This is a genomic window from Pseudomonas entomophila (genome assembly GCF_013523125.1).
Taxonomy (GTDB): Bacteria; Pseudomonadota; Gammaproteobacteria; order Pseudomonadales; family Pseudomonadaceae; genus Aquipseudomonas; species Aquipseudomonas entomophila_B.
The window spans coordinates 20,302-27,489 of record NZ_JAAMQJ010000050.1 but is presented as its reverse complement, the minus strand read 5'-3'; the positions used below and the strand labels follow the sequence as shown (position 1 = coordinate 27,489).

5 protein-coding genes are annotated in these 7,188 nt (G+C 66.9%); 3 read left to right on the top strand and 2 right to left on the bottom strand.

Annotated elements, in window-relative coordinates; all coding sequences use genetic code 11:
* On the bottom strand, positions 1-690 hold a 690-nt coding region (locus tag G7007_RS19800), incomplete at its 3' end, for a TPM domain-containing protein (protein ID WP_181104501.1).
* A complete protein-coding gene (locus G7007_RS19795; RefSeq protein ID WP_181104500.1) occupies positions 690-1,292 on the bottom strand; it encodes a LemA family protein in 603 nt (200 codons plus the stop codon). The genes G7007_RS19800 and G7007_RS19795, both read right to left, overlap by 1 nt.
* Before the next feature lie 186 nt (positions 1,293-1,478).
* On the opposite strand from G7007_RS19795, the gene bglX reads away from it, so the two are divergent.
* From bglX to G7007_RS19780, 3 genes are read left to right on the top strand one after another with little or no spacing between them, the layout of a single operon-like run.
* Positions 1,479-3,764, top strand: a complete 2,286-nt coding sequence (bglX, locus tag G7007_RS19790; protein ID WP_181104499.1) for a beta-glucosidase BglX — start codon at positions 1,479-1,481, stop codon at positions 3,762-3,764.
* Between the two features lie 56 nt (positions 3,765-3,820).
* Entirely contained in the window at positions 3,821-5,578 is a 1,758-nt protein-coding gene (locus G7007_RS19785) for an ATP-binding protein (protein WP_181104498.1), read from the top strand.
* The gene (locus G7007_RS19780; protein ID WP_181104497.1) at positions 5,572-6,906 is read left to right on the top strand and encodes a sigma-54-dependent transcriptional regulator; all 1,335 of its coding nucleotides are present in this window, start codon (positions 5,572-5,574) and stop codon (positions 6,904-6,906) included. Before G7007_RS19785 ends, G7007_RS19780 begins: the two co-directional genes overlap by 7 nt.
* Positions 6,907-7,188 lie beyond the last annotated feature (282 nt).

Genomic DNA, 7,188 nt, shown 5'->3' with positions numbered 1-7,188 from the left:
GCCTCCCCCGAAGCCACCCCCGCCGAAACCGCCGCCCAGGCCACCGCCGAAACCGCCTCCGCGACCTCCGCGGCCACCACGACCACCGCCAGAACCCAGCCCCTGCACCACCAGTACGACGACGAACACCAGGATCACCAGGCCCGCGCCCCAGGGCACCGGCTTTCGTCCCGAGCCGTCATCGGCCGCCCGCTGCGGCTCGGCCAGCGGATCACCCCCCAGTACCTGCAGCATGGCACTGACCCCAGCGACGATCCCGTCGGCGAAGGCGCCCTTGCGGAAGGCCGGAGTGATCACGCTGTTGATAATCACCGAGGACTGGGCATCGGTCAGCCGGTCTTCCAGGCCGTACCCGACCTCGATACGCAGCCGCCGCTCCTGCTGGGCGACGATCAACAGCGCCCCGTTGTCCTTGCCCTTCTGGCCGATGCCCCAGTGCCGGCCGAGCCGATACCCGTACTCCTCGATGCTGTCACCGCCCAGGTCCGGTACGGTCACCACCACCAGCTGGTCGCCGGTGGCCTGTTCGTGGGCCTTGAGCATGCTGTCGAGTTGCTGGGTGCTGGCCGTATCGAGCAATCCGGCGGTGTCCACCACGCGCCCGGTCAGCGTCGGAAAGGCCGGCTCGGCCTGGAGGCTGGTGCTGACCAGCCACATGGCCAGCCAGACGAACGCCATCGCCCGACGCATCAGAATTTCACTTCAGGTGCCTTGTCGGCGTTGGCGCTGGTCGCTTCGAAGCTCTCGCGCACCTTCAGGTCGCTGTACATCACGCTGTGCCAGAGGCGCCCCGGGAAGGTGCGGATCTCGGTGTTGTACTGCTGCACGGCGGCGATGAAGTCGCGGCGCGCCACGGCGATGCGGTTCTCGGTGCCTTCGAGCTGCGATTGCAAGGCCAGGAAGTTCTGATTGGACTTGAGGTCCGGGTAGCGCTCGGACACCACCATCAGGCGGCTCAGCGCACCGGTCAACTGGCCTTGGGCTTGCTCGAACTGCTTGAGCTTGTTCGGATCGTCCAGCGTGCTGGCATCGACCTGGATCGAGGTGGCCTTGGCCCGCGCCTCGATCACGGCGGTCAGGGTCTCCTGCTCCTGACGCGCGTAGCCCTTGACGGTCTCGACCAGGTTGGGGATGAGGTCGGCGCGGCGCTGGTACTGGTTCTGCACCTGGCCCCAGGCTGCCTTGACCTGTTCATCGTATTGCGGGATGTTGTTGATGCCGCAGCCGGCCAACAGGCTGCCCAGCATCAGCAACACCACCATCTGGATCGACTTGATCTGAGTCATCTGCATGTCGCGCACGCTCCCTGGTTCGCTCTCGAATAATCATGAATCGGCATAATCGACCGGTGCCGCTGGATCGGGCTGGTCCGATCGGCTAAAAAGGCCCCCGGCAGACTCTACAACAATAGTCGCTGAGCTTCTCTCATCGCGCGCCCGTCGCCGTGGATAGGGACAGCGGCCCAGAGAAAAGAATTCATGAAAAATCTCCGTGTGCTGGGCCTGGCCATCGCCCTGGCCAGTCAATCGGCCCTGGCCGCGTCACCCGACCTTCACGACAAGGCAGCCTTCATCGACCACCTGATCGCGCAGATGACGGTCGAGGAGAAGGTCGGCCAGTTGCGCCTGATCAGCATCAGCACCGACATGCCTCGGGAGAAGATCCGCAAGGAGATCGCCGCCGGCCGCATCGGCGGCACCTTCAACTCGATCACCCGCGACGAGAACCGTGCGATGCAGGACGCCGCCCTGCGCAGCCGCCTGAAGATCCCGATGTTCTTCGCCTACGACGTGATCCACGGCCACCGCACGGTCTTCCCGATCAGCCTCGGCCTGGCCGCCACCTGGGACCTGGACGCCGTGGCCCGGGTCGGGCGCGTCTCGGCGCAAGAAGCGTCGGCCGACGGGGTGGACATGACCTTTGCGCCCATGGTCGACATCGCCCGCGACCCCCGCTGGGGCCGGACCAGCGAAGGCTTCGGCGAAGACACCTACCTGACCGCGCAACTGGGCAGCACCCTGGTGCGGTCGTTGCAAGGCAAGGGCGCGGACCAGGCCGACAGCGTCATGGCCATCGTCAAGCATTTCGCCCTGTACGGTGCAGTCGAGGGCGGGCGCGACTACAACACGGTCGATATGAGCACGCCGAAGATGTACAACGACTACCTGCCGCCCTACCGGGCAAGCCTCGACGCCGGCGCTGGCGGGGTGATGGTGGCCTTGAACTCGATCAACGGCGTGCCGGCCACGGCCGACACCTGGCTGCTGCGCGACCTGCTGCGTCAGTCCTGGGGCTTCAAGGGCGTGACCCTAAGTGACCACGGCGCCATCGAGGAACTGATTCGCCACGGCGTCGCCCGCGACGGCCGCGAAGCCGCCAAGCTGGCGCTCAAGGCCGGGGTCGACATGAGCATGAACGATGCGCTGTATGGCGAGGAGCTGCCGGGGTTGCTGGCTGCTGACGAAGTGACCCAGGCCGAGCTGGACCAGGCGGTGCGCGAGGTACTCGGCGCCAAGTACGAGATGGGCCTGTTCAAGGACCCTTACCTGCGCATCGGTCAGGCCAAGGACGACCCCGAGGACGTCTACGCCGACGCACGCCTGCACCGCCAGGCCGCCCGCGATGTGGCACGGCGCAGCCTGGTGCTGCTGGAAAACCGCAACCAGACCTTGCCCCTGAAGAAAGACGCCACCATCGCCCTGATCGGGCCGCTGGCCGATGCGCCGTTCGATATGATGGGCAGCTGGGCCGCCGCCGGTCGCCACCAGCAGTCGATCACGCTGCGCCAGGGGCTGGCCGAGGCGCTGGCGGGCAAAGGCCATCTGCTCCATGCTCGTGGCGCCAACCTGACAGGCGACAAGGCCGTGGTCGACTATCTGAACTTCATCAACTGGGACGCGGCAGAAATCAACGACGATCCGCGCCCGGCGTCCGTGATGATCGAGGAAGCGGTCAAGGCCGCCCGACAGGCCGACGTGGTGATCGCGGCCGTGGGCGAACCCCGCGGCATGTCGCACGAGTCGGCCAGCCGCACCAGCCTGGAGATTCCGGTCGTGCAGCGTGAATTGATCAGGGCGCTCAAGGCCACGGGCAAGCCATTGGTGCTGGTACTGATGAACGGCCGCCCGTTGTCGCTGGCCTGGGAACGCGAGCAGGCCGACGCGATGCTCGAAACCTGGTTCAGCGGCACGGAGGGCGGCCATGCCATCGCCGATGTGCTGTTCGGCGACTACAATCCGTCGGGCAAGCTGCCCATTACCTTCCCGCGTTCGGTGGGACAGATCCCGACGTACTACAACCACCTGAGCATCGGCCGCCCTTATACGCCGGGCAAACCCGGCAACTACACCTCGCAGTACTTCGACGAACCCAATGGCCCGCTCTACCCGTTCGGCTATGGCCTGAGCTACACCCAGTTCGCCCTCGACCCGGTCACGCTGTCGACGGATCGGGTGCAGCAGGGCCAGGGCCTACGTGCCACGGTCACCGTGCGCAATACCGGCGCGCGCGAGGGTGAGGCGGTGGTGCAGCTGTACCTGCGTGACACCACCGCGTCCATGAGCCGCCCGGTCAAGGAACTCAAGCATTTCCAGAAGGTGGCGCTCAAGGTCGGCGAGTCGCGGGCATTGACGTTCACCCTCGATGCGGACGACCTGAAGTTCTACGACGGTCGCCTGCAGCATGTGGCCGAACCGGGCCTGTTCGAGGTGCAGGTCGGGCTGGACTCACGGACGGTGAACGCCGCACGCTTCGAGTTGCTGTGACCCTGGTGGCCCGGCCTCGCCGGGCTCGCCGAACCGTTGAACCCTGAGGACCGTCCATGCCCTCCTTGATGCGTTCGTTGCGCCTGATGGTGATCATCCTGGTGGTGCTGGCCGGCGCCGTCCTGTGCGCCAGCTGGGCCCTGCAACGGGCCGAGCGCCAGGCCCTGGAAGCCGATGCGCGACGCGCCAGCGAACAATTGCACGTGTACGCCAACGCCTTGCACACCCTGATCGAGCGCTACCGGGCCTTGCCGGCGGTGCTGGCGCTCGACCCGGAGCTGGTCCAGGCCCTCCAGGGGCCGGTGGACGCGCAGACGCAGGACCGGCTCAACCGCAAGCTCGAACGCATCAATGGCGCGGCGGCCTCCTCCACCCTGGAACTGCTCGACCGCCACGGACTGGCAGTCGCGGCCAGCAACTGGCGCCTACCGACCAGCTACGTCGGCTCCAACTACGGCTTTCGCCCGTATTTCCAGCAGACCATCAGCCACGGCAGCGGGCGCTTCTATGCCGTCGGCGTGACCAGTGGCGTGCCGGGGTACTTCCTGTCCAGCGCAGTCAACGATGCGCGCGGACGCTTCCTGGGGGCCATGGTGGTCAAGCTGGAGTTTCCCGAGCTGGAGCGAGAATGGCGCCAGGGCAACGACATCCTGCTGGTCAGCGATGCGCGCGGCATTACCTTCATCGCCAATCAGCCCGGCTGGCGCTACCGTGAGCTGCAGCCGCTGACGCATGAGGACCGTGCCAACATCGCCCTCACGCGACAGTACGACAAGCAGCCGCTGACGCCCCTGCAGCATCAGGTGCGCATGCAGTTCCAGGACAACAGCCGCCTGAGTCGTGTCGACGGCCCCAACGGCGCGGCAGACTACCTGTGGGAAAGCCTGTCGCTGCCTGACGATGGCTGGACCTTGCACTTGCTGCGTACCCCCCAGGTCGGCAAGGAAGGCGTCAATGCGGCGCTGACGGGCGCATTGGCGTGGTTGAGCCTGGTGTTCGCCGCTCTATTCGTGAATCAGCGTCTGCGTCTGGCACGCCTGCGGGTGCGCAGCCGCGAAGCGCTGGAGCGGCAGGTCGAAGAACGCACCCGGCAACTGCGTCTGGCCCAGGAGGGTCTGGTGCAGTCGACCAAGCTGGCGGCGCTAGGGCAGATGTCGGCAGCGCTGGCCCACGAGATCAACCAGCCGCTGACCACTCAGCGCATGCAGCTGGAGACCGTGCGCCTGCTGCTCGACCATGGTCGACACGCCGATGCGCGCCAGGCGCTGGAGCCACTCGAACAGATGCTGACGCGCATGAGCGCCTTGACCCACCACCTCAAGACCTTCGCCCGCAACAGCCCCGGCGGCCTGCGCGAGCGCCTGGACCTGGCCGAGGTGGTCGACCAGGCGCTGCACCTGCTGACCACGCGCCTGCGTGACGAGGGCGTCGAGCTGGCGCTGTACCTGGCGCGTCCGGCCTGGGTCCGGGGCGATGCGATCCGTCTGGAGCAGGTGCTGATCAACCTGCTGCACAATGCCCTGGACGCCATGGCCGACAAGCCCTACAGGCGCCTGGAGATCCGCATCGACGCGCAGGAGGCCACCTGGTGCCTGAGCGTGCAGGATTCCGGCGGCGGTATCGATCCGGCCCACCTGCCGAACGTTTTCGACCCTTTCTTCACCACCAAGCCGGTCGGCGAGGGACTGGGCCTGGGCCTGGCGATCTCCTACGGCATCGTGGCCGAGGCCGATGGCCGGCTGAGCGTCGACAACGTGCCGGGCGGCGCCCGTTTCAGCCTTCTTCTGCCACGTGACCTGGAGCCTGCATGTTGAACTCGGTGATCGTCATCGACGATGAACTCAGTATTCGCACCGCCATCGAGCAATGGCTCGAGCTGGCCGGTTTCCAGGTCCAACTGTTCGCCCGCGCCGAGCCGTGCCTGGAGACCTTGCCGGCGCATTTTCCCGGCGTGGTGATCAGCGATGTGCGCCTGCCAGGGCTCGATGGCCTGCAGGTGCTCGAACGCTTGCAGGGGCTCGACGCCGATTTGCCGGTCATCCTGCTGACCGGGCACGGTGACGTGCCGATGGCGGTGGAAGCCATGCGCAAGGGCGCCTACGACTTTCTGGAAAAACCCTTCAGCCCGCAGCATCTGCTCGGCAGCCTCCGACGCGCCCTGGACAAGCGCCGGCTGGTGCTGGAGAACCGCCGCCTGCACGAGCAGGCCGACCTGCGCACGCGCCTGGAGACTAGCCTGCTCGGCATGTCGCCGGGCATGCGTCACCTGCGTCAGCAGGTGCTGGACCTGGCGGCGCTGCCCGTCAACGTGCTGATCCGTGGCGAGACCGGCAGTGGCAAGGAACGCGTCGCGCGCTGCCTGCACGAATGCGGCCCCCGGGCCGGCAAGCCGTTCGTCGCGCTCAATTGCGCGGCGATCCCCGAAGCGCTGTTCGAGGCCGAGCTGTTCGGGCACGAGAGCGGCGCCTTCACCGGTGCCCAGGGCAAGCGCATCGGCAAGCTGGAGTATGCCGACGGCGGCACGGTGTTCCTCGACGAGATCGAGAGCATGCCGCTGGCGCAACAGGCCAAGCTGCTGCGGGTGATCCAGGAGCAGACCCTGGAGCGGCTGGGCGCCAACCGCAGCATCCGGGTGGACTTGCGGATCATCGCCGCGACCAAGCCGGACCTGCTGGAGGCGGCCCGCGCTGGCCATTTCCGCGAGGACCTGGCCTATCGCCTGAACGTGGCCGAGCTGCGCCTCAAACCGCTGCGCGAGCGCCGCGAAGACATCCTGCTGCTGTTCGAGCACTTCGCCCATGCGGCGGCGCAACGCCTCGGCCGTTCGGTGCCGCCGTTGTCGGACGGGCAGCTGGCCCGGCTGCTGGGTCACGACTGGCCGGGCAACGTGCGCGAGCTGGCCAATGCCGCCGAACGCCATGCACTGGGCCTGGAAGCGCCCGCTCTCGAGGCGCCGACTGGTGCAGGGTCGCTGCAGGCGCAGATGGAAGCGTTCGAGGCGCAGTGCCTGCGCGCGGCCCTGCGCCAGCACCGGGGCGAGATCAAGGCGGTGATGGAGCACCTGAACCTGCCGCGGCGTACGCTCAACGAGAAGATGCAGCGTCATGGGCTGGTTCGGGAAGCGTTTCTCGCGCGCGAATAGGCGGATTTTTGCCGATGACAACAGGCAGATCGGCGGAAATTTGCTGGTCTGGCAGATTGACGCGACCTCCTTGTGGGAGCGGGCTTGCCCGCGCTATCGCCAGGGCCGTCACCGCCTGCAATCGCGGGCAAGCCCGCTCCCACAGGCCCGTGGCAACGGGTCTCATCAAGGTGTGGCTCTGAGTGAAGGAGCAGCGGGCGGGCACCTGCACAAAGGCGACAAAGCCTGCATGAATGCCACGCTTTCACGCCTTGGCACACCTTCTGCAATGGCCCGGGCAGT

Bases quoted from the DNA above. Each gene is read 5' to 3' on its own strand.
- G7007_RS19795 (WP_181104500.1), bottom strand. From the start codon at position 1,292: ATGCAGATGACTCAGATCAAGTCGATCCAGATGGTGGTGTTGCTGATG.
- G7007_RS19785 (WP_181104498.1), top strand. From the start codon at position 3,821: ATGCCCTCCTTGATGCGTTCGTTGCGCCTGATGGTGATCATCCTGGTG.
- G7007_RS19780 (WP_181104497.1), top strand. From the start codon at position 5,572: ATGTTGAACTCGGTGATCGTCATCGACGATGAACTCAGTATTCGCACC.
- bglX (WP_181104499.1), top strand. From the start codon at position 1,479: ATGAAAAATCTCCGTGTGCTGGGCCTGGCCATCGCCCTGGCCAGTCAA.